The organism is Acinetobacter sp. YH16032, from assembly GCF_013417345.1.
Classification (GTDB): Bacteria; Pseudomonadota; Gammaproteobacteria; order Pseudomonadales; family Moraxellaceae; genus Acinetobacter.
This window is the reverse complement of the sequence record NZ_VPEE01000037.1, coordinates 1-24,626: the sequence shown is the minus strand read 5'-3', so window position 1 is coordinate 24,626 and position 24,626 is coordinate 1. Positions and strand designations below refer to the sequence as shown.

The 24,626-nt window shown below is 36.4% G+C and carries 21 protein-coding genes, 3 pseudogenes and 2 other annotated features; of the genes and pseudogenes, 12 read left to right on the top strand and 12 right to left on the bottom strand.

Annotated features, from left to right (window positions below):
* Positions 1-36: 36 nt before the first annotated feature.
* The 4 genes from FTV32_RS14140 to FTV32_RS14125 all read right to left on the bottom strand — a co-directional run bounded on the left by FTV32_RS14140 (position 37) and on the right by FTV32_RS14125 (position 4,583).
* Entirely contained in the window at positions 37-684 is a 648-nt protein-coding gene (locus tag FTV32_RS14140) for an SOS response-associated peptidase (RefSeq protein WP_306669946.1), read from the bottom strand.
* A gap of 240 nt (positions 685-924) precedes the next feature.
* Complete coding sequence (locus FTV32_RS14135; RefSeq protein WP_180028989.1) at positions 925-2,031, bottom strand: ImmA/IrrE family metallo-endopeptidase; 1,107 nt, start codon at positions 2,029-2,031, stop codon at positions 925-927.
* Between the two features lie 12 nt (positions 2,032-2,043).
* On the bottom strand, positions 2,044-2,754 hold the full coding sequence (locus FTV32_RS14130; RefSeq protein ID WP_001052588.1) for a hypothetical protein: 711 nt from the start codon (positions 2,752-2,754) through the stop codon (positions 2,044-2,046).
* Between the two features lie 609 nt (positions 2,755-3,363).
* Positions 3,364-4,583, bottom strand: a protein-coding gene (locus tag FTV32_RS14125; RefSeq protein ID WP_103254391.1) for an IS3 family transposase whose coding sequence is annotated in 2 segments (ribosomal slippage) — positions 3,364-4,307 and positions 4,307-4,583 — 1,221 coding nt in all. Because the reading frame shifts where the segments join, the coding sequence is not laid out codon by codon here.
* Positions 4,192-4,308: a sequence feature (AL1L pseudoknot), on the bottom strand. It overlaps the preceding gene by 117 nt.
* Before the next feature lie 318 nt (positions 4,584-4,901).
* On the opposite strand from FTV32_RS14125, the pseudogene FTV32_RS17695 reads away from it, so the two are divergent.
* Both FTV32_RS17695 and FTV32_RS14120 read left to right on the top strand, forming a co-directional pair.
* Positions 4,902-5,171, top strand: a pseudogene (locus FTV32_RS17695) (recombinase); the annotation flags it as partial.
* A gap of 393 nt (positions 5,172-5,564) precedes the next feature.
* On the top strand, positions 5,565-6,764 hold the full coding sequence (locus FTV32_RS14120; RefSeq protein WP_000059656.1) for a tyrosine-type recombinase/integrase: 1,200 nt from the start codon (positions 5,565-5,567) through the stop codon (positions 6,762-6,764).
* Positions 6,765-6,858: 94 nt separating this feature from the next.
* Here the strand turns inward: FTV32_RS14120 and FTV32_RS14115 are convergent.
* A pseudogene (locus tag FTV32_RS14115) lies at positions 6,859-8,102 on the bottom strand (IS3 family transposase).
* Positions 7,703-7,819, bottom strand: a sequence feature (AL1L pseudoknot). It overlaps the preceding pseudogene by 117 nt.
* 21 nt (positions 8,103-8,123) lie before the next feature.
* Here FTV32_RS14115 and FTV32_RS14110 point away from each other — a divergent pair.
* The 6 genes from FTV32_RS14110 (at position 8,124) to FTV32_RS14085 (ending at position 13,294) form a co-directional block, all read left to right on the top strand.
* On the top strand, positions 8,124-8,795 hold the full coding sequence (locus tag FTV32_RS14110; RefSeq protein ID WP_306669945.1) for a CBASS cGAMP synthase: 672 nt from the start codon (positions 8,124-8,126) through the stop codon (positions 8,793-8,795).
* Positions 8,796-8,797: 2 nt separating this feature from the next.
* Entirely contained in the window at positions 8,798-9,292 is a 495-nt protein-coding gene (locus tag FTV32_RS14105) for a Mov34/MPN/PAD-1 family protein (RefSeq protein ID WP_050551244.1), read from the top strand.
* A gap of 47 nt (positions 9,293-9,339) precedes the next feature.
* Positions 9,340-11,082, top strand: coding sequence for a ThiF family adenylyltransferase (locus tag FTV32_RS17690; protein WP_130128032.1), 1,743 nt, complete (start codon positions 9,340-9,342; stop codon positions 11,080-11,082).
* 316 nt (positions 11,083-11,398) lie between these two features.
* Positions 11,399-11,884 carry a hypothetical protein gene (locus FTV32_RS14095; RefSeq protein WP_000470738.1) on the top strand — a complete coding sequence of 162 codons (486 nt, stop codon included), beginning with the start codon at positions 11,399-11,401 and terminating at the stop codon, positions 11,882-11,884.
* Between the two features lie 649 nt (positions 11,885-12,533).
* Positions 12,534-12,818, top strand: a complete 285-nt coding sequence (locus FTV32_RS14090; protein WP_130128033.1) for a hypothetical protein — start codon at positions 12,534-12,536, stop codon at positions 12,816-12,818.
* A gap of 314 nt (positions 12,819-13,132) precedes the next feature.
* Positions 13,133-13,294 carry a hypothetical protein gene (locus tag FTV32_RS14085; RefSeq protein WP_002046470.1) on the top strand — a complete coding sequence of 54 codons (162 nt, stop codon included), beginning with the start codon at positions 13,133-13,135 and terminating at the stop codon, positions 13,292-13,294.
* Positions 13,295-13,446: 152 nt separating this feature from the next.
* Here the strand turns inward: FTV32_RS14085 and FTV32_RS14080 are convergent, their stop codons facing one another.
* Together FTV32_RS14080 and FTV32_RS14075 are read right to left on the bottom strand one after the other, a co-directional pair.
* The gene (locus FTV32_RS14080) at positions 13,447-13,725 is read right to left on the bottom strand and encodes a helix-turn-helix domain-containing protein (RefSeq protein WP_000361155.1); all 279 of its coding nucleotides are present in this window, start codon (positions 13,723-13,725) and stop codon (positions 13,447-13,449) included.
* The gene (locus tag FTV32_RS14075) at positions 13,718-15,022 is read right to left on the bottom strand and encodes a type II toxin-antitoxin system HipA family toxin (RefSeq protein WP_000816116.1); all 1,305 of its coding nucleotides are present in this window, start codon (positions 15,020-15,022) and stop codon (positions 13,718-13,720) included. The genes FTV32_RS14080 and FTV32_RS14075 overlap by 8 nt, the downstream gene beginning before the upstream one ends.
* 216 nt (positions 15,023-15,238) lie before the next feature.
* Between FTV32_RS14075 and xseA the strand changes: the two genes are divergently transcribed.
* Together xseA and xseB are read left to right on the top strand one after the other, a co-directional pair.
* Positions 15,239-16,507, top strand: a complete 1,269-nt coding sequence (xseA, locus tag FTV32_RS14070) for an exodeoxyribonuclease VII large subunit (protein WP_000004127.1) — start codon at positions 15,239-15,241, stop codon at positions 16,505-16,507.
* The gene (gene xseB / locus FTV32_RS14065) at positions 16,497-16,691 is read left to right on the top strand and encodes an exodeoxyribonuclease VII small subunit (protein WP_001058302.1); all 195 of its coding nucleotides are present in this window, start codon (positions 16,497-16,499) and stop codon (positions 16,689-16,691) included. The genes xseA and xseB overlap by 11 nt, the downstream gene beginning before the upstream one ends.
* Positions 16,692-16,944: 253 nt before the next feature.
* Here xseB and FTV32_RS14060 read toward each other — a convergent pair.
* Positions 16,945-18,141, bottom strand: a pseudogene (locus FTV32_RS14060) (DUF4113 domain-containing protein); the annotation flags it as partial.
* 498 nt (positions 18,142-18,639) lie between these two features.
* Positions 18,640-19,113, bottom strand: coding sequence for a trimethoprim-resistant dihydrofolate reductase DfrA1 (gene dfrA1, locus FTV32_RS14055; protein WP_000777554.1), 474 nt, complete (start codon positions 19,111-19,113; stop codon positions 18,640-18,642).
* Positions 19,114-19,476: 363 nt separating this feature from the next.
* Here dfrA1 and FTV32_RS14050 point away from each other — a divergent pair, with 363 nt between their 5' ends.
* Positions 19,477-20,439, top strand: coding sequence for an integron integrase (locus FTV32_RS14050; RefSeq protein WP_169031076.1), 963 nt, complete (start codon positions 19,477-19,479; stop codon positions 20,437-20,439).
* Positions 20,440-20,704: 265 nt separating this feature from the next.
* Here the strand turns inward: FTV32_RS14050 and FTV32_RS14045 are convergent, their stop codons facing one another.
* Genes FTV32_RS14045 through FTV32_RS14035 form a run of 3 tightly spaced genes read right to left on the bottom strand, consistent with a single transcriptional unit; the run spans position 20,705 to position 23,926 of the window.
* Complete coding sequence (locus FTV32_RS14045) at positions 20,705-21,145, bottom strand: hypothetical protein (RefSeq protein WP_180028988.1); 441 nt, start codon at positions 21,143-21,145, stop codon at positions 20,705-20,707.
* A gap of 1 nt (position 21,146) precedes the next feature.
* Positions 21,147-23,138, bottom strand: a complete 1,992-nt coding sequence (locus tag FTV32_RS14040) for a hypothetical protein (protein WP_180028987.1) — start codon at positions 23,136-23,138, stop codon at positions 21,147-21,149.
* Complete coding sequence (locus FTV32_RS14035) at positions 23,135-23,926, bottom strand: hypothetical protein (protein ID WP_257227639.1); 792 nt, start codon at positions 23,924-23,926, stop codon at positions 23,135-23,137. Before FTV32_RS14035 ends, FTV32_RS14040 begins: the two co-directional genes overlap by 4 nt.
* 38 nt (positions 23,927-23,964) lie before the next feature.
* Here FTV32_RS14035 and FTV32_RS14030 point away from each other — a divergent pair.
* A partial coding sequence (locus FTV32_RS14030) for an IS6-like element IS1008 family transposase (RefSeq protein ID WP_065995618.1) occupies positions 23,965-24,626 on the top strand: 662 nt, incomplete at its 3' end.

The window sequence follows — 24,626 nt, the reverse complement described above, 5'->3', positions numbered from 1 at the left end:
GGACACTCTTATCGACAAGTCGGTCGGCTGGTCAATCTAAGCAAAAATACCGTGTTGGATATCGTTAAAAGAAGTCGGAGTGAAAATCCTTAGCGTGCTATATTTTCCGTTTCCTGAGACGACCCCTTCATGGTCTGTAGTCAACCAATCTTTTCTATACTGCTCTGGAATCACGATGATGGATCGCTTCTCATCCTTCGGTGCATGGAACTGCTTCATGAATGGGTGATGATCAGAATTGATGGTGAGCATTGAAAATGAACGTACCTTATTGCCATTAATCACAGCATCGTCATAGATACCAGCAACTGTAAAAGGCTGTTCATCTTTACGCTTGATGGTGTACCAGTGTGGTTTGCCATTGATGTATTTGGGTTCATAGAACTCCTGTACAGGCACAAGGCAAAACTTGCTGTACTTCCAAGCATGTCGAAAACTGGGCTTATCTGCTACAGACTCGGTACGAACGTTATAGGTATGACTACTGAATTTCAACTCTTTTGCCCAGCTCGGGAGCAAGCCAAACTTTGCTATATCAAGTTCCAAATGTTCAGAGCCATTTAAAATGATCGGGGCATGGTAAGAAGGGAACACATGGTCCTTAAGCTCAAGATTGAACAGGCTGGTATCGACACCTAAAAGTGTCAAATTTCTTTTACTTGGAAATAGGTAATTTGAGCACATTGTATGATCACATAACTAAAGAATTTATCTGAAATTGTATACGATGCTTCATGGAACACATGGGATTTATGGTGTCAGTTCAAGTAGGCTATATGAAAAAAGTCATGATGGGGCAAGTTACATTTTCAGTATGACTTATGGGATGCAAAACTACGTTGGGCGTGAAGTCATAAAAAAATTAATCAGGATTTTGCATAAATAGTGCGCCGTAAGGCGCATTATTTTTAAGGAAGGTTTGTATTACTCGACAATATATAACTTATGTTTTTTCTTCGGGGGCTCAACTTTAGCTAAAGCATCAAATGTTAATTGATTAAAATCTTCTTCAGAGATTCCAATTTCATCAAGCATTTTATTTTTATCAAAAGATGGTTGTGAGGCTAAAACAGAGATAATTTTGGGCAACATCAAACTCTCATCTCGATGAGTTTCTTCAGGTTCATTAATGTTGTAGCCCAACGAATTGATCTTTATAGAGTTACTACGATTAACCCAATCACTAACTAATCCCAGCTTGTGAGCTTTATAGTTAATAGCCTTCAGGGATGTTCGCCAAATCTTTTTATACTCAATCATATTTTCTAGTGAAAAATAGCGTGGAGCAGTAGAAAGAAATGCATCTGTTGGCATTAAAAATTCAGATGAAAATTGATCCGCTTCAGTTTCGAGAACACGATTATCTTTCTCGACACGAATTTTTTTGTTATGCGTATGCATAACGATATGACCAAGTTCGTGTGCACAATCGAAGCGGGCTCTTTCGGCAGACTTAAATGTATTTAGAAATATGAAAGGGCTACCACTTTCATCATCAAAAAAAGATAGTGCATCAATTTCTCGAATTTCAGTCGGTAATCTAAAGACACGGATTCCCTTTAGCTCACACAACGAAACAATGTTATTAATAGGTTGATTACCTAAAGCCCATAAACCTCTCAACTCTGACGCTAGGTGATCGGCATACTTAGATTCACCCAAAAACTCAGTAATATCTAAATCAGGACGGTGAAAAGTAGGTAACTTTACTTTCTGATTTAAGTACTTGTTAATATTTATTGCTAAAAGAGTATATGCCTCATTAGCTTTTCTATGCTGTGCTTTAATACGAGCAACCGATCTATAGAAGATTTGGTCTGTTTCATGTGGTTGTGTGTCATTACCTTCAAAGAATGACTTGGGTAAATTTAATACACGGCATATATCATCTTGATCATTTTCATTGATTTCTTTATCCACGTCTAAAAGTTGCTTTACCTTAGAGATAGAGCAACTCAATTTTTCTGCGAAATCGGTATTGCTAAGTCCTCGTAATTCTTTAGCAATACGTAAACGATCTTTATTAAACACATTAACCTCAGATTAAACTACAAGCTGAATATCAAAATCATCTGGTTTAATTTCATTAGATGGTTCCAATACTGGCTTAGGATCAGTTTTTACAGGAACTGTATTATCTATTTCAAATGCAATTCTGCAAGTATGGTCACTTGGTAAAATTGAAATTTTTTTCGCTTTTAAGTCCTGTACGAAGCTAGTTGGGTATGCAAATTCAAAAGGAATATTTGGGATATCAATGTCTTTATAGGCTGGATGTGATGCTGAAGGAAAGTATAAAATCCATGTTCTCAATTTTGTCTCATCATCATAAGCAGACTGATTCTCCTTAATATTATTTAATGTCATTAATCCTTTTTCACAGTGTGCTGATACAACTTGATCAGCTAACCCCAATGCAATATTCCCGCTCATAAAGATAATTTGTATTTTCTTTACTGTATTCTCAATTCTTGGCTGGCTGTCATTGTGGAATATCCAAGCAGGATCAGATTGTCGAAGCAGTAAAGCAATCTGTTCTCCAATTTTTCCCCATCGTGCAATAAAGCGTGCACGGTTATAGTGAGTATTTGTTCTATAGTCAGCATCACCGATCATAATTGCGTTTCTGACTAACTCGAGATCAGGTAATCCTAACTGTTTAGCTTTTTTGATAGCATTTTCACCTTTGAAAAAATCACATGGCGTGGGTTCAGAAGGTTGGATTGATTCTTCATCAAGGAGATTTAAATTCATCTTAAAAGTTATCCTAAAGTAGCGAATGTCTTTTTTATAACATCTTTTGATGTTTTAAAAAAGACATTTTTATAAATGTGTGCTATCTTCACTTACAACTTGATAATAAGAATTTTGGAGAAGAGACGTTGAGTAACTTATTCATTAATCATAAAAATTGTCCTGAATGCGGTGGCCGTATCAAAGGCTATTATTACTACTGTGGGCAGTGTGGTAGTCAAAATGTTGTAAACTGGAAGCACACGGGGATATTTTTGTTGATTGCTGGAAAGATTTTTCTGGTTGCTATGCTTTTTTTGCTAAAAAATTTTGTTCAAATCCATTTTTTTCACAAGTTTCATTGTGCTAATTTTTTAAATAATTCATAGAGGTTGATAGTAAAATGAAAGTTAAAGATTTAATTAAATAATTAGAAGAGTTTGATCTGGAATTAGATGTTTTAATTGCTAATGAAGAGAACAAAATCATTGGCATAAAAACCCTAGCCCGATTCTTTGAAATAAGCTATGTTTCTTTTGTTCATCCAGAGACACAAAGAAATGATATGGAAAGAAATGTTGAATTTACCTTTGAACCGTACCGGGTTTGTCGGAGACTTTTTTATTTAAGTTAGGCCACCTGACCTAACGGGTTAATCTTATCATAGTACATTGCTTCAAACTCAAAAGGCGATACATAACCCAGTGCACTGTGTACACGCTTTTTATTGAACCAATCTACCCAGTTTAGTGTCGCAAGTTGTACATCCGCTAAACCTTGCCAATCTGCTTTTAGATATTCAATCACCTCTGTTTTGTATAAGCCATTCACCGTTTCAGCCAGAGCATTATCGTATGAATCACCAGTTGTACCGACTGATGCTCGTAAATTTGCAGCTTCTAAACGATTGGTATAGCGAATAGAAAGATATTGAACACCTCTATCGGAATGATGAATCACATTCTTTGGCATGCCTCGATCGTGCAATGCTTGCTCAAGTGCATCGAGTACCATATCTGTATTCATCCGTGTAGATACTTTCCATCCAACAATTGCTCGTGAGAACACATCAATAATAAAGGCGGTATAGACCCAGCCTGAATTTGTTTGAATATAGGTAAAGTCAGCAACCCACAAGTGATTAGGCTGATCAGCTCTAAAATTCCGTTTCACCAAGTCAGGTGCTCGTTTTTGGTCATCTCGACTACGGGTGGTTTGTTTGTTCTTACCTCGCCAAATACCTTGTATACCTAGCTTTTTCATTAATCGAGCAACAGTACAGCGTGCAATAATATAGCCTTCACGTTTCAGTTTTTGCCAGACTTTACGTACACCATACCGACCTGAACTTTCCTTCCAAATTCGTTTAATCTCCTCAGCATGATGCAAGTCATGTAAATCTCGCTTTGCTCGATGTTCTGGATTTTCGCAGAGATCTAGAGTCCGGTAATAGGTTGAAGCTGCGATCGGTAAAATCCTACAAATCGCATCAACACCATATAAGTCTTTATTGTTATGGATGAAATCCACCATTATTTGTGTGGGCGGTCGAGCTCCGCCTGGGCGAAAAAAGCGGCTGCTTTACGTAGAATTTCATTGGCACGCTTTAATTCTTTAATTTCACGTTCCATTTGCTTCATTTTTTCTTGATCAGATATCTGTTGTACTTTAATAGGATTTTGCTGATCTAAATGCTTTTGATGCCAGGCACGAAGTGTTTCAGGAGTACAACCAATCTTAGGCGCAATTGCTGTGATTGCAGCCCAAGTAGAAGGATAATCTTTTTCAGATTCAATCAATAATTGAACCGCTCTTTCTCTGATTTCAGGGGTATATTTTAATTTTGTCATCGGGATAGTCTCTCAGAATATTGACTCTCCGACAAACCCGGTACGGTTCACTTTTTAGGAATGTCGACTAAAGACTCTAGAGTTATTGTTTTTATTGACGTTGTTCCATAATTTTCAAGTAGTCAAAATGAGTATACAATATTCATGTGATGCAAGAAGATACAACTGGATAGGATGGGCCCATAAGTATTTGAAGCTGCCTCGTGTATGATCATGGGGACTGTCCAAACAAACGGCTTTTGAGAGTGCTGCCTGATACGAAAAATAATATCCAAGAGATGCTAGCGGTAAATTTAGTGTAAAATTTAATGCTAGCCATCATTAAAAGGTCATATTGAAACAACTGGGACGAATAAAGTTATTGGAGCATATGCACTGACGGGTAAACAATACTCATCACAATTAGCTCTAAGTAAAGAAACTCTTCAGCAATTGAGGGATGTATATGGTAATCTTGAAGCATGGTGGAAATCGATTTACGGGTACGATTTCGAAAGGCTCACAGAGTGGGAAGCAAAGTATATCCTCAACTCTCGTAAAACAGCTGACGAAGTCCGAGATAGAATCATTGCGTCAAAACAAACGTGATGCTTATGCACTTATGATGAAAATGAATTAATTATTATTTAATTAAGTTAAAAGACTGCTATATAGCGGTCTTTTTTGTTTTTGAGCTCTACAAATTTTAATGAGTACATATAGTTACTTTTATAAAAATGATAATAAAGGGTAGAGGAGGTCATCTAAGAATTTAAAGCACAAGACTTATTTAACATTGATGACAGAAAAAGTGAGTTGTTGGGAACTTAAAGAAGAGGTGGTACTTATAATGGTTACTAAAATACAAATACTTAAAATATTAAATATATAAAACAATATATTACAAATATATATGATGCGTAGTCTACGCATCATATGAAAGTCCTTCTATTTTGGTATAATTAATTTGATCAGTCCATTGATAGGTTTCATTCAAATCTCATGAGTCTTACTGAAATTAAAGTTCGCCAAGCTCATTGCAAGGAAAAAACTTGTTTTTTATCGGATGAAGATGGACTTAGTCTAAAAATTGAACCAAATGGAAGGAAGTCTTGGAGTTATCGATATACAGATCCAAAAACCAAGAAACGCCGCCGAATTCAGTTAGGGCTTTATCCTGATTTATCCCTGAAAAAGGCACGACAAGTCAGGGATGATTTTAGAGATAATAATTTCTGTTTTGAAAATGAAACTGTTTCTAATTTAATTACTTTTCATCAGGTAGCAGAGGAGTGGCTACAGTTCAAACTTAAAAATGCATTCAATGATTTACCACGCTGTGGTGTTCTCCAGTTAGCAGAAAAATGTTTACAGCATGATATTTATCCAGTTCTTCAGGATATCCCTTTTCAAGATATTAAGCGCTATGACCTAGTTTCAATAATTAGAAAAATAGAGTCACGTCAAGTTAAAGAACCTGTCAAAAAAGCTTGTAGTTATTTGAACCAAATTTTTGACTATGCTGTAGCAATGGGCTATTGTGAATATAATATCGCGCATGGTTTAAATAAAATTGCTGTTAACAATAAAATCAAGAAGAACTATCCTTATTTAAAAGCTGAAGACATCTCAGATTTTATGCATAAATTAAAAAAGTTGGATGCACATCCCATTATTAAAAAAGCACTCATGTTTAAATTATATACTGGCGTGCGAGGGGCAGAGTTGTTAATGGCTGAACCTCATCATTTTGATATAAAAGATAAAATTTGGAGAATTCCAGCCTTACATATTAAACAGTTTCGACGTAAAGTTATCCTAGGACATGAAATTCCAGATTTTTTAGTTCCACTTTCAGATCAGGCGTTAGAGATCTTAAAAGATGCGATGCAATGGTCATTGGGTGAAAAATTCATTTTTGCTAGTCCGCGAAAGCAGGATCACCCGATTCATTTTAATACATTAAATATGGCTATACGTAAGATGGGGTATGGAAAACATCAACTTTCCTCCCATGGATTACGTTCTACCTTCAGTACTATTTTGAATGACTCAGGATTGTTCCAAGATAATTGGATTGAGGCTCAACTTTCGCATATTGATAAGAATCGTACACGTGCTAGCTATAATCATGCGGATTATTTAATTCAACGAACTGAAATGATGCAGTGGTGGGGAGATTATTTAAGTGCTGCTCAGTGAAAATTTTATATTTAGATAAGAATATTCAACTAATTGCAGGCTATTGGATAAATCAACCTGAACCGTACCGGGTTTGTCGGAGACTTTATTTAAGTTAGGCTACCTGACCTAACGGATTAATTTTATCATAGTACATTGCTTCAAAATCAACAGGTGACACATAACCCAGTGCACTATGTACACGCTCTTTATTGAACCAATCTACCCAGTTTAATGTCGCAAGTTGTACATCTGCTAAACCACGCCAATCTGCTTTTAAATATTCAATCACCTCTGTTTTGTATAAGCCATTCACCGTTTCAGCCAAAGCATTATCGTATGAATCACCAGTTGTACCGACTGAAGCTCGTAAATTTGCTGCTTCTAAACGATTGGTATAACGAATGGAAAGATATTGCACACCTCTGTCGGAATGATGAATCACATTCTTGGGTATACCTCGATCATGTAATGCTTGCTCTAATGCATCGAGCACCATATCTGTATTCATCCGTGTCGATACTTTCCATCCAACAATTGCTCGTGAGAACTCATCAATAATAAAGGCGGTATAGACCCAGCCTGAATGGGTTTGAATATACGTAAAATCAGTGACCTGAGAAACACTGTTTCGTAAGGTGGTCGGGCTGATCTGCACTAAAATTCCGTTTCACTAAGTCAGCTGCTCGTTTTTGATCATCTCGGCTACGGGTGGTTTGTTTATTCTTACCACGCCAGACACCTTGTATACCTAGCTTCTGCATCAATCGAGCAACTGTACAACGTGCGATAACATAACCTTCACGTTTCAATTGTTGCCAGACCTTACGCACACCATATCGACCTGAACTTTCTTTCCAAATTCGTTGAATTTGTTCAGCATGATACTCATCATGTAGATCTCGTTTCGCTCGATGTTCTGGATTGTCAGCGAGATCTAAAGTTCGGTAATAGGTTGAAGCTGCGATCGGTAAAATCCTACAAATCGCATCAACACCATATCGATCTTTATTGTTATGGATGAAATCCACCATTATTTGTGTGGGCGGTCGAGCTCCGCCTGGGCGAAAAAAGCGGCTGCTTTACGTAGAATCTCATTGGCGCGTTGCAGTTCTTTATTTCTTTATTTTCGCGTTCGAGTTGTTTGATACGTTCTTGGTCTGAAAGCTGCTGTACTTTAACTGGATTTTGCTGATCTAAATGCTTTTGATGCCAGGCACGAAGTGTTTCAGGAGTACAACCAATCTTAGGCGCAATTGCTGTGATTGCAGCCCAAGTAGAAGGATAATCTTTTTCAGATTCAATCAATAATTGAACCGCTCTATCTCTGATTTCAGGGGTGTATTTTAATTTTGTCATCGGGGGTAGTCTCTCAGAATATTGACTCTCCGACAAACCCGGTACGGTTCAGTATTCAAGGGTTATCACTACGCAACTGAAAGCTTTGAAAGTGAAGCGAAAATCATCGAATTACATTACATTACTAAAATCCATATGGCTTTACGTGATGGTAATTGGAAAGATAGTGACTGTGAGTTAATTCGTAAATGGTATGCAGATTTTTTGGCTGATCAAGAAGATAATGGTCGGCAATTAAGATATATTGCTCGTTATCTTAAAGCTTGGCGAGATCAAGAATATAAAGATGGTGGAGGGCCAAGCTCAATATTGCTGATGATTATAGCAAATCAAAATTATCAATATGTTAAAGATAGAGATGATCTTGCTTTATTGCATGTTTTAAGACATCTCCCAAAGGCATTACTTGGGCCAGTCAAAGAACCTTCTATTCCTGAACATACAGATGAAGACTTCAATAGAATTCCTAAAGAGGAAAGACAAGAAGCGCATGATTTAGCTAAAGATTTACTTAGCGCAGTTTCAGTAGCTATTGATATTGAATCACCTAAAACTTCAATTGGTTTTCTGCGAAGCCAATTCGGAAAAAGAATTCCTGACAATGAAAGTTATGTGGTTATTGAGAATGCTAATCAGGAATTGCCATATCAAGCTACGTCCCCAGCAATAATTGAACCTACAAGGGGTGGGTGAAGTTGGGCTTGCATCTTTATTCTGATGAACTAAGATTTGAAGTGCACTTAACAGATAGTGCACTTCATTTAATTCATCTTCACAGACAGTTTGCAGATGCTCAAAAAGCTGAGGCGTGTGGAATAATTATTGGTGAAATACGTAGTAAATCATTAAGGGTAATCGATATTAGTTCTCCAGCAGATGATGATGAAAGAACTATTTATAGCTTTCATAGAAAGTCTACAAAACATCAAAGTTATTTAAACAAGGTACATGAAATTTCAAATGGGATATTACAATATATAGGCGAATGGCATACTCATCCAGAACCACAACCACGGCCTTCTAATTGTGATTATCAAGGGTGGAGTCAACTTATTAGTAATGGGAAATTTAATGAGCTTCCTAAGTTACTATGGATAGCAGGAAACAAAAGTTATAAAGAAGATTGGTTTAGTTTACTTTTAAATAAAAAATATTATGCTTTAAGAGTTTATGAGGGGGATACGCTTTGATTCCCGCTTCATGTGCTCAATATCTTACACAGCTAGGTTATAATCTAGTGGATCCCTATGATACAAATTTAAAAAAACGGTTTTACAATAGTTTATGGGTGAAAAATATTGTTGTATCTGGATTCAATATAAGATTAGGTGTATTTTTTTTGGATTGGGATTTTATTAATCCTCCAAGAGTGTATTTGTTTGAAGATGATTTAATTGAAGTAAATAAAAGGATTAAACATTTTATTTTCCCTTTGCCTCATTTTTCAATTGATTCTCATTTTACTTATTTGAATAAAAAAGCCTATAATTTTTGCTATGCCTTGCATGACAAAATAGAAATTAATAGAAAGAATCTGGTAGATGTTATATGTTTTCTGGAAAGCCAATTTAAACATGTAATATTAGAATTAATGAATCCCTCAATTTTTATGAAAGAGTTGAGAAAAGAAATAATTCCAATGTGGATGATATTTTCAAATGAGTTTGAGAAAAAGTATAGTTCTGAAAACTTATTTGTGGAGTTAAATAATAATGGGAGTTTTCAGAATCTACCTTTAACATATATTTCTACTAAAGATAATAAATGTCAAAAAACGATTGATTTTGATTTTATTTTGTTGAAAGTTTTTAAAGATAATATTCCTTTATTGTCAAATTACTTTAATAGGGAGGGGGAGATAACATTAGGGAAAATGTTTTTATTTATTAATGATATTGATCCTAATTGTTTTTTTGTTTTAAAAAGAAATTTAAATAAATTTAAATCCGATAAAAAAATATTCGTTTCTTTGGTCTTTGAGAATCATTTTTTTTCATTTTTTGTAGAATGGAAGAGTAAATATTATAAATTGTTAAAAGGGAATGTGAGAATATTATCGGAAATATTGAGGGAGATGGTGTTACCTGTTTATATAAAGAGTTACTGTATGCAAGAATTAATTAATAGAAATATAGAAGGTATTAAAAACAATAATTTAACGAATCTGAAAATTTTACAAATTGGAGCAGGTGCAATCGGAGGATATGTTGCAGATGCATTAGTTAAAATTGGTGCTGGTATGGAAACAGGTTGTTTTAGTGTTTGTGATTATGATGACCTTAAACTTGAAAATATAGGAAGACATATATTAGGGAAAAAGTATATTGGATTAAATAAAGCAAATGCAATAATCGAATATATTAAAGAGCAGGTTGGTAATAATGGACTTTTCATTCACTCTGTAGAAAAAAGTGTAAATACAATTAGTAATTTTGACGAATATGATTTAATAGTAGATTCTACTGGACAAGTTGAAATCGCAGAGTATTTAAATGAAAAGATAATTCAAATACCTGCACATGATAGGCCACACCTTTTACATTTATGGATATATGGCAATGGAGAATGTGTGCAAGCATTGATGAATACTCCTTCCGATTATGAGAGTAAAGGTGGATGTATTAGTTGTTTGCATCAATCTGGAATACAGGATTATAAAGATGATTTAGACCCTCTAGGGAATAAGGACTATAAAAAAGTTATGGGCTTGGGACCTTGCGCTGCATATACTCCTTATTCAGTTTCATCCAGTCTATCTGTGGCGGGTTTAGCAATCGATCTTCTTTTAGAATGGAGAAATTCTAATCAATTAGAAAATAACTATTTTACTCGTTACAGTATTGGTTACACTGGTAGAAAAATTAATGATATGAAATTAGTGGCTCGAGACACCTGTCCACATTGCTTTGAAAAATTACATAATGGTAAATTTTCAGAAAGTTCTAATACTTCATCTATTGAAGAGAAACCGACTTTGTAGATATTCTTTAGTTAGATTAAATGACTAATTAACGAAGCAGTTAATTGTTAAAATAAATATATTGTTTTTTTAATTAAGAGTCTTTTTGTTTTAAATAAGGTCGGCATACATAAATATTTTTTAAGTTGTATAAGTCTCAGCGACTCTCTTCACTTTAATATCCCCAATAATATATAGACCTCTTGCGTTAGTCAAAATTTAATCAGTGATAAACGTTGATTTTTAAATAAATATCAAAGTCTAAAATAGTCAAAAATAATACTTTCGCAAGAGGTCTACTCTAAAATATCTAAATAAGAATCATATTAATTTTATATTGTTTATTAGTGAAATAATAAATAATACGGGAATATATATTGAGAGACCATTCCAATTTGTTGAATTAACTCATTTATCACAAATAAAATGGACTTGTTATTATTTTCTTGAGCAAGATTTATCAAAAATTGATATTGAGTATCTTAGATACAAAGGCCTTATATTGGAAAATAAGCATTATGTTCAAAATCCTGAAATTTATGATCGCATAGGAAATTCATGTATTCCTCAAGAATTTAAAAACAAATTTAATAAATCTAATGAAGAATTAGTCAGATTATTTTTACCAGAAATAGATATTCTCCTTGAGAAATTTGGCCTAACTATTCCTTATCAAATAGATGTATTAAGTAAAATAGCAGATACTATTTGTACAAAAAATAGATATAACCTTATGAAATGTATTGAGAAATATAGAGATAAGAATAAAGAGATACAATCTCAATGGAAACAGACTTTATCTGAATACTTTGTTGATAGGTAATCATTGCTCGACATAAAATCTCTTATCCACGCTTCACAATAACTGGATTTTTCCACTAATTCACTGTCTATTTAACATAATGGTGCTTATACGCAATACACTTGTATATTAATATAAAAATCAGATACTTATTTAAATCATAAAAATCCAAAATGCCCAAAAAGCCGACTTTGAAATAGTCGGCTTTTTTGTGAGCGGTTTTGATATTTTTTGCCAACAGTTTTGCTTAAAAAACACTCAAAACAGAAAATCACCTACAATCTATAAGGCTTTCAGCCTGAAAAAAATCCACAATTTCTGCGGATAAATCTGGGGGCTATTTTTAAGCCAGTTTTGTACGCTTTGACGTACAGTAATTTAAGGAATCTGCTTCTAGCTGATCAAAGCGTTATTTCTTATGATGAAGTCATAGAGAGCAGGAAGCTCCAAACAATAAGAATAAGAAAGATCAGCACAAGGATGGTTAGGTACGACAGGAGTTATACCTTGCAACCAAACACGAAAAACCCCGACAGGATGTCGGGGTTTTTTATTGCTTATCTTTAAACGTATATTTTAATTAATGTTAAATTTAATCAACTAATATATAATAAATTATTTTTCATATTTAATTTTTAGTATGCTTTATTTTCTGCTTTTTAATCTATTTATGACAATTGTTGCTGTTAATATTTCGAATAATCTTTTTGAAAAGCATCTCTATAAAAGATCGAAGCCCTTTGGAGTTATTTCAAAATTTTGTTTCCCTATACTCTTTGGATTATTAACTTGGGGAACATGTTATATTTTATATCTTATTGTATTTATTGTTTTAAGCATGTCCTTATCTCCATCCGTAGATGGTCGAGCAGGTGGAGCTATATTAATTTATCCAATAATTGCTTTTTTTGTATCTATATACATGGTGCGCCAAAAAATAAAAGAATACGGTTAAATACTTATATAGCATGATGATGTTATTCCCAAGTAGAAATGTCCTATACAGACATTTCCAAGTCAAGCACAGGATTCAGATTTCGTTCTTTGATTACTGTTTTCTGTGCACGTCTGCTTGGCATCTTTTGAGAACGATTGCGTTTATTTTGTTTGTAGGTATTGCAACAGTTCAGAGAGCAATGAAAAAAGACATTTAACATAAAATCTCTTATGTGAAGCAATCTTGTTAGAAACCATTTAAAGTGTCTGTATTCTCACCATTAAAAATGTCTGGTTTATGATGATCTAAATAACTTCTCAGGATATGACTCTATGAACGACACTGAAAATCAAAAAAAACTCCCATTCTCAGAGGATGAATTACTCGAAAATATAGATGAATATAAAGCACATGCAGATGAAATTGCTGTGCTTACAGAAACCGAATTCGATTATTCATATTTCAAACACTCTACTCCATTTTTTCAAAAATAAATTAATTACTGTAGAGACAAAACCCTTGCTACATAAGGTTTTGGAGTCGTTTGTCTAAAAATAATCATAAAACAACCTAGAGCCTGTTTATTTCCTCTTTGTATCCTTAAACGGATAAGATTTTAGAAAAACCGATGGCTCAGAATTAAAAATCATTTAACTTTTATTTGTAATTGTAAACCGAAAGTATCGAGTAATTTCTGCATGGATTTCAAAGTAGGATTGCTCCCTGGTTGCTCCATTTTTTGCAGTGTCTGTGGCGCAATCTTAGTAATTTTAGCCATATCATTCAGTGTTAAATGTAGCTCTGTTCGAATAAATCGAGCAACTTGATAAAAAGACCAGTCTGGATGATTATTGATGGTTTCAAGCACAGATAGTCTTTTTTCCATTTGTTGAATAGGGGTCAATGGTTTAAAACGTTTATCCATGGCTGATCTCCTCCAACTGCTGGCAAATATTGATTATTCGATATTGGCTATTTTCCAGAATTTCATCCGCTACTTGAAGAGCCTGCATCTTTTCTAACAATCCCCGATAAATTGGTAACTGTTCAATTAATAAAGTTTTAATTTCTTGTGGACCAATCGAAGTGCTTTCAGCTATCTGCTCAATCACAGAACTCAAAAGTGGCATACCACCATGATCATCTCTTTCCCAACGAGTAGTACGTGCAATACCATCAGGATGTAACCACATTGGCGCAAAATCAAATAATGGTGTGAGCTGAATTTTACCATTATTGAAGCGTTGGATTGCTGTATTGCGAGTATGGTTATCTTTATTGCCTAAGGCAACATTTGCGAGATCACGCTTCAAATACTCAAATACTTCCTGCTTTGGTTCGGTACAAGCCTCCATAAGCAGGGTACATATTTGATTATGGGTCATTCTAACCCCAAAGCCCGCCTTCCCACCTAGAGATGCAAGGCTTTCCTGAGCAATTCTTTCAACTTTGCCATTAATTACTTTGCGATCAAATCTTGGAATAAACAAAGTCTTGCCATGTAGCTCAAGATCCCGGTGTACACGTAGTTGCAAGTACTGAGCGACTTTCATATACAAAGCTTCGTTCATCAGGATTTTATTCAAATTTTGATCACTGCCGCGGCTAAATTTAACCAACCAATGCTGCTTAACTTGATCATCTGGAAGAGTATGATCTAGATAGAAAAGATCATCATAACCTTGTGTTAACAACAATTTTGGCCACTCACCCTGAATACCAGATGAACCAGCAATAAAAAGTCCATAAGATGCGAGCGATTCAATAAACTTCTCTTTACGTTCAATAATTTGGCTTAGGCTAAATCCCTGATTCTGCAGCTTTGGGAAATGACTTTGTAACCACTCATGAGCCTCTTTGACTCGCAGATTCCCAATTGGATTTCCTGCGCCTGCTTTTAAAAGCGCCCAGTCCGCTTGTTCCTGAACATTCTCAGAAAAATCAAGCTGTATTAGTAATTCTTTGCGGCCGTATCCTTGAGGTAATAGATCCATAAGAAATGCTGGCCAAGTTGATTCCAATCTATTTTGAACGTTCACTGGTAAGTCATAAGCAAGCGCATGACCATCTCTTAGATCCATATATGAAATAGCATATTCGAACAAATATGATGTACGTGTAGCTGCCTGCCATCCAGCATTTTGATCATCCGTAACCTCAACCAAAGCACAGTCATGCCATTCATAGTCTTGGTAGATTTGCAGTGTACAGTATTGCTTCATAATTTTATTAAAATAGTAAAATATAATGATTTTATTGATTATATATCTATTTTAATATAAAAGTATAATTAAACTAAAAATCTCAATGATCACTCTAGGTGTCTAAGAAGAACTTATACATTTCTCAAAATTGCAATAAACTCATCTGATTTGCAGTAGAATTGATCAATATTAGGTTAAATCTCACCTCCTTATATTTTAGCTATCCTTTACATCATGTCAGAACGTCAACAACTCAGCCTTAGTGAATACCTTGCCACTGTACAGGAAGTCATCCATCTGACTTTTGATGGGGCAGTGTGGGTCAAGGCTGAGATCCGTAATTTAAGTATTAAAGGCGGTCACTATTATCTTGAGTTGGCTGAGAAAGATGAAGAAAGCCATAAGGTGATCGCTAGTTGTAAAGGCACCATTTGGAAATTTACGGCACAAAAAATAGTTCTAAAGTTTGAACGAGAAAGTGGTATTGAACTGTCGAAAGACCTGAATGTACTGATCAAGGTCAAAGCTAGATTTGATCCGCAATATGGCTTCTCGGTCAATATCGAAGATATCGACTCTAGCTTTACTCTAGGAGACATCGCCAAACGCTATCAGCAGATTCTGCTGCGACTGACTGAGGAAGGCCTGCTCAATAACAATAAACAGTTGCCGGTACCCTTTGATATTCAGAATGTCTTGGTCATTGCACCGGAAAATGCTGCAGGGTTAGGTGACTTTAAAAAAGATGCGGATGCCCTGGCTCAGGCTGGTGTCTGCCATTTCGTTTATCATTCAGCAACTTTTCAGGGTAATACTGCTTCTGCCAGCATCATTCAGGTTTTGGGCCGTGCCTTAAGACAGTGGGCTCAAGATTACTTGATAGCACCAGACCTTATTGTGATTATCCGTGGTGGTGGAGCCGTGAATGACCTAGCTTACCTGAATGATTATGATCTGGCCGCACTGCTGTGTAAAAGAACTGTGCCTATCTGGGTCGGTATTGGCCACGAGAAAGACCACACTATTTTGGATGAAATTGCACACCGTTCCTTTGATACTCCGAGTAAAGTGATCGCAGGGATCCGTAACCTGATTGTGGAGCGAGTCAATGAAGTTAGTACTGCTTTGCAGACCATCAAGCTACTGTCACAGCACCAGTTGATCACCTACCAGAGCCAGAGTGATCAGTATCTGAAAACTATCAAAACTCTGACACAGAACCAGATCAATGAAGCCCAACGTAGAGTTGATATGCTGAAGAGTGATACTAAGTATCTTGCTCAACAACAGATTAAACTAGCTTCACAGCAGGTAGAGTCATTGATGAGGGAAACCTTGCTACAGAATCCACGTAATGTGATGGCCAAGGGCTATGCAATTGTCCGTAGCCAAGGCAAAGCCATCCGTTCCATACAGCAGATTACTGACCAGCAATTACAGATTGAACTTAAGGATGGCACCATTGATGCCACCGTGACACAGGTAAACGCACATGAACAATGAAGAACTAAGTTTCAAGAAAGGTTATGAAATTCTCAAGAAAAATGCCGAATTTCTTGAATCTCAGGAAGAACCGGATATTGATAACCTTATGGCGATCGTTGAAGAGTCCATGACTGCCTATAAAGCCTGCAAATTACGTATTGATGCTGTGCAACAGGCGTTGAATGACACCTTTAAAGAATAAAAATTCTAGGTCGAGAAAAGTCTAGAATGTTCTAGAAATAAAGGACATGAGATGGTGAAAACTGACAGTTAACCCAATAAATTTGCTTGAGCAGAGTTTTATTACTAACCACCTTTTCCTCGAGAGGTGTTACATGGATCCCAAACAACATACTTACGTTGTTAAATGGTTGACTGAGGATCAAGCCTGTGTCGGCTTATGTGTCGAGTTCTTCATTAAGCTGACTTAAACCAAATAGGTGAGGCTAATTAATTTAATGGCTGATCTTTAATAATCCCTGCCAGCTGAAATAGTTTTGGGTCAAATGGGTACGATTCATGGACCACTTTCGTTGTGGCAAGTAGCAGCTGCCAACAGCTAATTTAGTTTTCCCATATCTCGCCTGTACCGCTTCTAAAGTCTGCATGAGGCTTTCATTACTTTCACGCTGGCTGTGGTCCGTCAGCAGGTCAGGAGTAAAGCGCTGCTTAGCAATTAAATCCGTCAGAATTACACCACACTTTTTATATTTCACGTCAGATTTATAAATGTGTTCCAGCAGTTGCATAGCTGTTTTAATCAGATCCAAAACACAATCCGTCGGTTCAGGAAACTCAAAAGCCAACGATTTACTGTAATAGGGAACCTTTGAATCAAAAGGATTCGATTGCACAAAAGCAATGACACATCCACATAAGGAAGCGTCTGCTCGTAAACGTATGACCGCATCCTGTACATACTTGCCCATAGCCTCTTTGAGATCATCTTGCTCGGTAACTTTTTCACCAAATGAACGACTTGCTATGATTTGCTGTTTGGGGGGAGGGGCATCATCTAACTGCATACAAGAAACACCTTGCAGCTCCAATACTGTTCTTTGCATTACCACAGAAAAAAGGCTCGCCATGCGATGAGAATCTTGCATCACTAAATCCAGTACCGAATAGATTCCCATGGCATTTAGTTTTTTAACTAACTTACGACCAACGCCCCAAACTTCACCGACCTCAATGTCTGAATAAAGCATTTCCTGATCTAGGAAATCCATATTGAGTAAGTTACACACACCCTTGAAACCCTGTCTTTTTTTGGCAAGATGGTTGGCCATTTTGGCTTCAGTTTTACTACGCCCGATACCAATCGAGACGGGCAAGCCAATCCAATCCAACAATCGTTGTTTCATGTGATGCGCATACTGAGTTAAGTCAAAATTTTGTGCATAACTGGTCAGGTCTAAAAAACACTCATCAATTGAATAGATTTCCTGTTCAGGTGGCGCAACAAAACTAGCCAAAATTGAATGAAAACGCTTGGACATTTCAGCATATAAAGCATAGTTACTGGATAACACCACGACCTGATGTTGCTGAACAATATCTTGTATTTGAAAGAGAGGAACGCCCATTTTGATGCCCAGCGCTTTGGCTTCATTACTTCTTGCCACAGCACAGCCATCATTAGACACCGTTACACGTTTTACCCCCTAAAATGTTATGAAAAACCTTTCTAAATAAAGCCTGTAGCCTGCTTTGTGTAATTCTCACCGATATTAAGCAATAAGTTGAGAATTTTTTGATATGGGGCTCATGAATTCTCATGTAGGAGAGGACTTTATAAGTACATACTAAACAACCAATTAACCCTGTTCGTACCGATTTAAATTAAATGTGCTCAAAAATAAAGATTCATACTAATTGCTACTACCAAGTCTGAATCGAGCTACAACTGAGTATTAAAGTATCATATTGTTGTAACTCATTTCTGGACAGAAACAATTTAGAGCCGAAGGGCGGCTCTGTGCCAGAAGCGGAAGTTGAGCTCTAGGATATTTACGTCAGCTAAAGCCAGTTAGCCGACTAAACTTAAATACAGAAAAACAAGTTCAACGCCTGGCACAGCGGATCGCAAACCTGGCGCGGCTTTTGGTACAAAAGGCGTGACAGGTTTGCGAATCCGTTGCTGCCACTTGTTAACCCTTTTGCCAGATTTGGTAACTATAATTTATGTTAGAGGCGAAGTCTTGGGTAAAAACTGGCCTAAAATTGCTGGGGATTTCAGGAAAGTAAACATCACCTTCCGGCTCGATGTCTATTGTAGATATATGTAGTGTATCTACTTGATCGATCAGGCTTTTGTATATCTCCCCACCACCTGAAACAATGACATGATCCGTTATTTTCTTTAGGTTGGTTAAAGCATCTTTAATTGATGGAAAGATCAATACGTTCTCATTGTCAGATGTAAAACTTGAACGTGTTACGACCGCATACTTTCGGTTGGGTAATGCTCCCATTGATTCAAAAGTCTTGCGTCCAACCAACAGCCATTGGTTATAGGTAATAGCTTTAAACAGGAGCTGTTCACCTTTGGCACTCCATGGAATATCAGGGCCATTCCCGATAACTCCATTCTTCGATATAGCTACCATTAGTGATAGTTTCACAATTCTTCCTCAGAGGTTAACAGCTTAATCATCAGAAGTGTGTATAGAACTTTTCAATATTGAGTCTAACAACATCATTCCAATAAGCTTTAAATTAATCATTTCATGAACTTAAGCCTAGATTAACTAAAATGCAACAATAATTTTAGGGCAGAAACCAAGCCAATCGTCAAAGCGAGCCTAATATAGGGTCGTTATGTAAACTTATTATTATAAAAATCAAATAAAATCAGACTGTTAATTTATATCATCTCCATGAAACCAATACCTTGTTAAAAACAAAGCGAGAAATAATTTGAGTTTTTGGCGTATCGTTATTATAACTGTATAAATAAACAGCAATTAAGGTTGAAGGATTTATTGATGGCTAAATCTCAATTTGTCGAGTCAATGAGAACTGAGCTCAGAACCAAGCATTATAGTTATGCAACCGAAAAATCTTATTTGCACTGGGTTCGTACTTTTATTCGTTTTAACGATTATAAACATCCAAAGGATATGGGAAATTCAGAAATTGAGCGCTTTTTAAATCATCTTGCGGTCAATCGGCAAGTCAGTGCTGCGACTCAAAATCAAGCGCTTTGTGCAATCATATTTATGTACAGAAATGTGATTAAAAGAGAAATTAACGATCTTGCATATTCGTTTACCAAAAGACAAAAAACTATCCCAACAGTATTAAGTACCCAAGAAGCAATGTTAATTATTTCCAATTTGTCGGGTAAGTATCGAATCATAGCCAGTTTGTTATTTGGTGCTGGTTTAAGAATAAATGAGGCTCTAAAATTAAGAATTAAAGACATTGATTTTCACAATAAAAGTATTTTTATCTTCCGCGGTAAAGGGAATAAAGATCGCTGTACATTGTTGCCCGAAAATTTAATTGTCTTTTTACAGGCTCAAATTGAAAAAGCTAAACAGTTACATCAACAAGACATAAGAGATGGTTTTGGCCTTACTTCAATGCCTATCAGTTTGATCAAAAAATACAAGTCTGCGGCCAAAGATACTGCTTGGCAATATATCTTCCCATCAAGTGTTCGCTGCGCACATCCACAAGACGGCTATATTTGTCGTCATCATATTCACGAAACTGCATTTCGAAAACAACTCAGACTCGCAGTCAAGAATTCGGGAATACATAAACGGGTGACGGCTCATACTTTTAGACATTCATTTGCAACTGAGCTACTGCGTTCTGGTGCTGACATTAGGACGGCTCAAGAACTACTTGGTCACAATGATGTAAAAACAACTGAGATTTACACGCATGTCATTGGCTCTAAATTTGGCTATGCTCGCAGTCCGCTTGATCTGGCGTACTGAAGTCTTAAATCTTCTAATAGTAAATCCGTTGCCTGTTTTTAGTCTGAGAGCCAACGTTCAATAAAAAGCGAACTAAGATCTGCTTATCGCTCATAGCGCCCTTAGAGTATTTACGTTAACTCACTTTGGGGCATTTTCGATTTAGAAATGGCAGCGTACCAACTGCGATCACTGCCATTTTAGTATGATACTCTAATACTCAGTATGAATATTACTTGGTATGAGACTTCATTACTCTCACACATCTTAACAATTAAGGCAATGGTTATTGAGAGAGCTTCACAACATTTTGTAGATTAAGTTGTTCTTGTAATTCATACAGTCTGAACGTCAAAGAACTAATTTGTGTTTCTAATTCTTTGTTTATAGTTTTCAGGTCATCTCGCTCTTGGCGGTATTGCTCTTTAAGTTTGATTTCTTTCTTCAGGCTGGCTTTATGCTTTTCTTTCTCAGTTAGATTCTGCTTGTTTTGTAATAGTTTCGCTTTGACGGGATCGTAATTAGCGTTAAACGACTCAATGGCTGGGTTTGCTTCATTTTCAATAAAATCTTTAAATTTGTGTATGTAACTGTTACCAAGTCCAGCTTCGTTATTTACTTTATTAAGGGTTAATTTACCTGAAGGTGAAACATTTTGTGGCTTGCCCGAAATTAGGCGTTCTAAAGCTGCTCGCAATCTCGCTAATGCTTTTCCTGAATTTCTCATACTAACCTCTGCTGGTTGCGATTATGCCTTTGATATTATCCTCAAAGGCTGTGACTTTAATTCCATGGTTGATAATCAATGACTCATTTCTTTTTATCTTTTGCTTAACTCCGACAAGTATACTTTTCATCATAGGGTCGCCATTATTTAAATCTCGAAATGTTTTTATTAGTCGCTTATTTTGACGTTGAGTTCTTTTGGCTTCCTTGTCTGTGATTACCTGATGTTCGCATGGTTTAATTTCAGCGGAGAACTCGCCAATACCACACACTCTACTGCAAGACGAATTAGTGCAGTATCCGCCTGTAGGTAGCTTTACAATAGAAAGTGTGCCATTGCGAACTAGGGACTCAATTTCAGTCCGCGTCATATATACCATGTCTCCAGAGCTTAGTTTTTCAAACTTATCCTTGGCTATTCGTTCTCCACCTAGCCCACTTAGCGTTTCTGAATCGTTGTATATTTCATCAAACATATCAACTCCAAAGTTAACCCCTTCTTCATGCAATAGTTGGATTAAGTCAGAGTCTAACAAGACATCTTCGAAGTGCTGAAGTTGGGCGTTTTTGCCGTAATAATCGGACATGTTTATGTTTCTGTGTTTGTATTGAAACTTGATTGTTGACGTTGTTCCGAATCCATAACGCTTAAAGAATACTGCGAATGTTCGTCTAAAGTCATGAGCACTGAGCTTAGGTAAGAATTGACCTTCTTTGAGTTCTCCGTGCCATGAAGGGTTAAGGGTATTGAATGAATCAACATCTTCTTTTGTTGCTTTAATATTTAGTTGTTCCAAATAAGACTTGAGGTTTTTTGAGCGTGCAGCCGTTGAGCTGTAGTTGGTCTTTTTAGGGCCTCCTAGTGTTACTGGCAGAAATACAGACTCTAGCACCCGTAAGGTTTTTTTGTACTCATCTAAATTGATCTTTTTTTCAGTGTATTGCTTGTTCACATCATCTATGTAGGTTGCGCGAAGATATGCTGTGCAGTCATAGGCTAACTCAAGTGCATCTTTAGATATGCTGTGTGTTTGCCATACTTCTTTTTTAGGAATGCCATCGACTGTTTTAGTAGTTTCACCTTTCAAAAAGCATATGTCATCGCCGTTTTCTCCTTTTCTTTCTTCGTAACTATCTTTAGTAAAGCTATTTAACTCTCCAACTCTAACACCGCTAAATGCCAGTAAAATTATCGCGCAGGGAGTCAGAATATTAGAAATGTTTGTGCCGTCACGAGTAAGCTTAAAATCAGGAATGTTATGACCTATCTTCCGAATTCTATTGCGAGTCCTGTCGTTTATCTGGCTTGGAGAAGAAGAACTGTCTTTTCGATTTTTTTCTTCGTCGTGTATAGTCTGAATTCGGTTCATAAGAGCGGATATTTCATGACGATAGGGGTGCAGTGACTCTACTGTTGAGATAGCAGCATTAAGTATTTGTTGGTAGATATTCGTTGGAATTGCAATGTGTTGCTTGATTGGCCTTATACTTTGTATGTTTAAGTTTTTTATCGTTACAATCCGATGGCACAGGTTCAGGCTATTTAGCAGACCCAAAGTAGTTACAACATTGTTGATTAATGTTTGAGAAAGGCTACTTTTAAATACTAGCTCACTGAAAGAACTCTTGAATTGCTTGAACATTCTGTCGTCTGATAGAAGGTTCCAGTTACACTCGCCAAGGTTTTGAGCAATAAATTTCAGCCCATTCTTCCAGTGTTGAAGTTGTGCGATAGTTGGATGCGTTTTGTTCTTTTGTTTATATTCATCCATGATGTATGCGAGTGTGGACTGAATGTACTTGCGGTATTTCATGTCAATCTGTGAAAAAGAGACATCTGTTGAACCACCAACGCCTGCTTGAATAGCGCCGCTAAACTTCCACTTTTTATCAAAAATGTAGCTTTCAACACTGCCATCACTGTAACTACTTACTGGCATGTTTTCGCCATAATCTGGTACTGAAGCTAAATTATGTTTTAATACTGAGATCATGAAAACGCCTCATGCAGATCATTTAGACTGTAGACATTCGAATACAAGGGGTGTGATGTTTGTTTTTGTAGCTCAGAGGCTTGCTTATAATTTTCTGGAGATTTATCTCTAAATCCTCTTAGAATAGTTTCAATGGTATTTAATAGTGTATTCATTTTCTTGGGTGGCATTGAGTTAATTGCGGGTGTTACTTCAAGCTCTTGTAATGTTTCCTTGAATGACATCATTAGCCATATATCTGTTACATCAGAGACCAATGAATGGTGCTCACACTCAAAGCAATCAAGAAAGCTGGTGCAAGCTTCTTCATCAGAATTCATTTCAACTCCGATACGCTCCAGCATTTTATTTATGGTTTTTACAGCTCCTTGTTTATTATCATTACAACGTATCCCTGTAGGGGTTCTTGCTTCATGAGACCTGTTAAAACCCTCTCTCAGTGCTTCATACTCATAATGATCAAGAATGTTTGAATATTTGTGTTTAGCCTCTTCAACTGCGGTGTTGATATCAACGCCTTTAGCGTTGGAAAATTTAGCATCCATTGCCGCATTTAATTTTTTTTCGTGCTCTCCGGGTGTCCCATGTAAATACCTTGATGAAACAGCTTTAATGCTGTTGTTTGCCGACATTGCAACAAGATAAACAGACTCTGTTGCTTGAAACAGAGTGTCCATTTTGGTTTTTCTGAGTATTGAAGGGGTTATTTTAGGGAAGCCCAGTCTGGTCAATAGTTTGTTGATGCTTTGATGGGGGAAATTATGGCACTGTTGCAAATAGGCTGACATGATAAGCTAAATATCTTATTTATTTCGAGATACAGCAGATGAATCCCTTCCATGGTCGGCACTTTCAAGGTGAAATCATTCTTTGGGCTGTTCGTTGGTATTGTAAATATGGCATCAGCTATCGTGAACTTCAAGAAATGCTCGCTGAACGGGGTGTGAATGTTGACCACACCACAATTTATCGTTGGGTTCAGCGTTATGCTCCAGAAATGGAAAAACGCTTACGCTGGTATTGGCGTAATCCTACAGATTTACATTCATGGCATATGGATGAGACTTATATCAAAGTGAAGGGGCGATGGACTTACCTGTATCGTGCAGTTGATCAACGTGGTCATACGATTGACTTTTACCTTTCCGCTAGACGGAACAGTAAATCAGCCTATTGTTTTTTAGGAAAAATCTTCAATACGGTGAAAAAATGGCAAATTCCACGGGTCATCAATACAGATAAAGCAGCGACCTATGGCCATGCTTTATCACGGTTAAAGCGAGAAGGAAAATGTCCAGTAGATATTGAGCACAGGCAGATTAAGTATAAAAATAATGTCATTGAATGTGATCATGGTAAGTTAAAGCGGATCATCAGGGCCACATTAGGATTCAAATCTATGAAGACGGCTTATGCCACAATTAAAGGTATTGAAGTCATGCGTGCACTACGTAAAGGACAAGCATCGTCATTTTATTATGGTCAGCC

Excerpts from the sequence above, each read along its gene's own strand:
- FTV32_RS14140 (WP_306669946.1), bottom strand. The coding sequence starts at position 684 with ATGTGCTCAAATTACCTATTTCCAAGTAAAAGAAATTTGACACTTTTA.
- FTV32_RS14130 (WP_001052588.1), bottom strand. The coding sequence starts at position 2,754 with ATGAATTTAAATCTCCTTGATGAAGAATCAATCCAACCTTCTGAACCC.
- FTV32_RS14120 (WP_000059656.1), top strand. The coding sequence starts at position 5,565 with ATGAGTCTTACTGAAATTAAAGTTCGCCAAGCTCATTGCAAGGAAAAA.
- FTV32_RS14090 (WP_130128033.1), top strand. The coding sequence starts at position 12,534 with ATGACAATTGTTGCTGTTAATATTTCGAATAATCTTTTTGAAAAGCAT.
- FTV32_RS14085 (WP_002046470.1), top strand. The coding sequence starts at position 13,133 with ATGAACGACACTGAAAATCAAAAAAAACTCCCATTCTCAGAGGATGAA.
- FTV32_RS14080 (WP_000361155.1), bottom strand. The coding sequence starts at position 13,725 with ATGGATAAACGTTTTAAACCATTGACCCCTATTCAACAAATGGAAAAA.
- FTV32_RS14075 (WP_000816116.1), bottom strand. The coding sequence starts at position 15,022 with ATGAAGCAATACTGTACACTGCAAATCTACCAAGACTATGAATGGCAT.
- xseA (WP_000004127.1), top strand. The coding sequence starts at position 15,239 with ATGTCAGAACGTCAACAACTCAGCCTTAGTGAATACCTTGCCACTGTA.
- xseB (WP_001058302.1), top strand. The coding sequence starts at position 16,497 with ATGAACAATGAAGAACTAAGTTTCAAGAAAGGTTATGAAATTCTCAAG.
- FTV32_RS14050 (WP_169031076.1), top strand. The coding sequence starts at position 19,477 with ATGGCTAAATCTCAATTTGTCGAGTCAATGAGAACTGAGCTCAGAACC.
- FTV32_RS14045 (WP_180028988.1), bottom strand. The coding sequence starts at position 21,145 with ATGAGAAATTCAGGAAAAGCATTAGCGAGATTGCGAGCAGCTTTAGAA.
- FTV32_RS14040 (WP_180028987.1), bottom strand. The coding sequence starts at position 23,138 with ATGATCTCAGTATTAAAACATAATTTAGCTTCAGTACCAGATTATGGC.
- FTV32_RS14035 (WP_257227639.1), bottom strand. The coding sequence starts at position 23,926 with ATGTCAGCCTATTTGCAACAGTGCCATAATTTCCCCCATCAAAGCATC.